The 2,991-nt window shown below is 75.5% G+C and carries 4 protein-coding genes; 3 read left to right on the top strand and 1 reads right to left on the bottom strand.

The genetic code is table 11. From position 1 onward, the window contains the following. The 3 genes from K6I33_RS33795 to K6I33_RS33785 form a co-directional block, all read left to right on the top strand. The coding region (locus tag K6I33_RS33795; RefSeq protein ID WP_374286558.1) for a hypothetical protein at window positions 1-966 on the top strand (966 nt) is incomplete at its 5' end. Between the two features lie 7 nt (window positions 967-973). Continuing rightward, window positions 974-1,702, top strand: coding sequence for a hypothetical protein (locus K6I33_RS33790; protein ID WP_229358613.1), 729 nt, complete (start codon window positions 974-976; stop codon window positions 1,700-1,702). Further along, a complete protein-coding gene (locus K6I33_RS33785; protein ID WP_229358611.1) occupies window positions 1,683-2,582 on the top strand; it encodes an inositol monophosphatase in 900 nt (299 codons plus the stop codon). The genes K6I33_RS33790 and K6I33_RS33785 overlap by 20 nt, the downstream gene beginning before the upstream one ends. Window positions 2,583-2,696: 114 nt before the next feature. On the opposite strand, the gene K6I33_RS33780 is transcribed toward K6I33_RS33785, so the two are convergent. Continuing rightward, the coding region (locus tag K6I33_RS33780) for an ArsB/NhaD family transporter (RefSeq protein WP_275126849.1) at window positions 2,697-2,991 on the bottom strand (295 nt) is incomplete at its 5' end.

Raw genomic sequence — 2,991 nt, 5'->3', positions numbered from 1 at the left:
GCCATGGCGGGCACGGCGGCACGGCTGGGGCGGGGCGTGGAGAACGCCGTCGCCTGGACCATCAGGAACCTCGACGGTGTCATCGCCCTGGGCGCGGCCCTGACCATCGGCGTCCTCGACGTCCTCGACCAGCCGGTCGAGAGCAACATCACCTCCGGGGCGATCCTGCTGGTGCTGGCCGCGCTGGTGTTCGGGACGCTGACCGAGCGCCGGCGCCGGCAGGCCGACATCCGCGCGGCCATGAGCGGCACCCGGCACGCGCTGGAGGACCTCACCATGGTGCGCTCGCTGTCCGGCGCCGAGCTGGAGGCGGCCCTGGACCGGGCCCGGCTGACCACCGACCGCTGGGTCTTCAAGGGCGGCACCGGCACCTATCTGCGCGCCGTGACGCTCCCCGTCTGCGTCCGGGAGGCCCAGCGGCAGCGCCGCTCCCTCACGATGAAGATCGACATCGTCAGCCCGGCCGACGAGCAGGCCTGCGCGGCGTACGCGCGCTTCCGCCAGACCTTCGCCCACCGGCTCCACTCGGTGCCCGCGGAGGCCTGGAGCGCCGAGCGGACCCGCAAGGAGTCCTTCGCCACCGTGCTCGCCGCCTGCTGGTACCGGCAGCGCCTCGACACCCTGGAGATCGACGTCCATCTCTCCTCCGTCGTCCCCACGCTCCGCTTCGACCTCTCCAGCTCCTGCCTGATCATCACTCAGGACGACCCCCAGCGCGTCAACCTGCTGGTGGAGCGGGATCGTCCGCTCTACGACTACTACGTCACCGAGCTCCACCAGAGCCGGGAACAGGCCCACACCCTGGACCTCAGCCGCACCGTCCCGCTCGGCGACGAGCCCACGGTCGACGAGGTCGTCCGGCTCTTCGAGGGGCTCGGCCTGCCGCTCCCGGCGTCCTTCACCGACCGCGACGTCGGCGACATCATCGACAAGGCCCTGCACGCGGAGAACCCGTACCGGAGGTGAGCTTCCCGTGCGCAGCCCCGTGGACTACCGCCGCATCGAACAGGCCATGGCGAGGGGGACGAGAGACGGGGCGGCGGCCGGCGAGCTCTTCGCGGCGGCCGCGACGGTCCTGGAGGAGATCGCCTCCGGGCGGCGCGCGCTGCGCGCCGTCCGCCACCCGCTGGGGTTCCTCTGCCTCCCGGTGCGGCGCGAGGGCGACCGGGGGGTGTGCGTCCATGTCTTCGGCGACGTGCCGGCGGGCCCGCCCGCCCGGCCGACCACCTCGGCCGTGCACGCCCACAGCTGGGACCTGATCAGCTGTGTGCTGTACGGGCAGGTCGGCAATCTGCGGGTCCGGGTGCGCGACGAGCCCGACCGGCCCACGCACCGGCTCTTCGAGGTCCACAGCACCGCCTCCGTCACGGCCCCGCCCGACGGGACGGGCGACGCCCCGGCGGTGGACGAGATCCGGCCCACTTCACGCCTGGTGAGCTGTGCGCCCGGCCCCGAGGAGACCAGCCTCGCCGGCGGGATCTACCGGCTCCCCGCCGGGGAGTTCCACACCACCGTCGTCCCCCCGGGCACCGTCGCGGCCACGCTGCTGCTCGGCCGCTCGCTGCCCGGGCGCCACGACCTCACCCTCGGACCGGTGCATGGCCCCGCGCACCGGGTGGTACGACAGACATGCGACGCCGCGCAGACCGCCCGGACGGCCCGCACTGTCCTGAGGAGGATCGATGGACACCACTGCCGATGACGACGGCCGCGCCGGGTCCCCGGGCCCGGGCGGGCCGGCGGGGGCCCTGGCGGCGGAGCACCGGGTGGCCGTCGGCGCCGCCGAGGAGGCGGGCGCGCTGCTGCGCTCGCGCTTCCACGACGACTACGGCGTACGGGCCAAGGGCGACCGGGGCGACGTCGTCACCGAACTCGACCTGCTGGCCGAGCGCCTGGTGGTCCGGCGGATCCGGGAGAGCTTCCCCGGCGACCGGATCCTCTCCGAGGAGGCGGGCCCCGTCCCCGCGGCACCCGGCGCGCGGACCGGCCGCACCTGGCTGGTGGACCCCCTCGACGGCAGCAACAACGTCGTCATCGGCCTGCCCGCCTACGCCGTCGGCATCGCCCTGTGCGTGGGCGAGGCGCCCGTGCTGGGCGTCGTCCACGACCCGGTGACCGACCGCACGTGGACGGCCTCGGCGGGCCACGGCGCGTACGGGCCGCGCGGCCGGCTGACCGGGCCCGCGGGCCGGCCGTCCGCCGCCGGGCCCCTGCTGGCCTGGACCCAGGGCCACGCGGTCGCCCGCCGGGACCCGGTGGCGCGCGCCCTCAAGGACGCCCTGGAGGCGCGCTCCCGGCGGGTGCTCCAGTTGTGGGCGCCCCTGCTGGCCTGGGCGATGCTGGCCCGCGGCGACATCGACGGCTTCGTCGGCTACCGCGCCGAGGCCATCGACCTGCCCGCCGGGGCGCTGCTGGCCGCCGAGGCGGGCCTGGCCATCCGGGCCCTGGACGGCGGTGTCTTCCACGGCGGGGTCGCCGGGCCCGACACCGACCGCAGCTTCGTCGCCGGGCGGCCGGAGGACCTCCCGTACCTCCTGAAGCTGGTCGCGGAGGGGCGGCCCACGACGGCGCCCTCGCTGTGAGGTCCGGTGCCCGTCGAGGACCGGCACACCGTACGGGCCGACGCGGTGGACGGCCGGGCACGGCCGAACGGGCCGCGTAACCGCTGGACAGGCCGCACGCCGCACGTCCCGCCGTCACCCCGTGAGGGATGCCGTGACGGCGAGCGCGCCGACGGACGCCACCAGGGCACCGGCGGCCAGCACCGCGCCCGTCCCCATGAACCGCCCCGGGGACACGCGCACGCCCTGCGCGTGACAGCGCTCGAACCACAGCAGCGTCGCCAGGGAGGCCCAAGGGGTGATCACCGGGCCGACGTTGGTGCCGATCAGCAGGGCCAGCAACTGGTCGTGATTGCCCACGGGAACGGCCGACTCGCCCGCCAGGTACACCGGGAGGTTGTTGAGCGCGTTGGCCAGCCCCCCGCCCACC

The organism is Streptomyces sp. UNOB3_S3 (genome assembly GCF_020740895.1).
GTDB lineage: Bacteria > Actinomycetota > Actinomycetes > Streptomycetales > Streptomycetaceae > Streptomyces.
This window is presented reverse-complemented; position numbering and strand designations above follow the sequence as displayed.

Coding starts and splice junctions, on each gene's coding strand:
- K6I33_RS33785 (WP_229358611.1), top strand. CDS start 1,683: ATGGACACCACTGCCGATGACGACGGCCGCGCCGGGTCCCCGGGCCCG.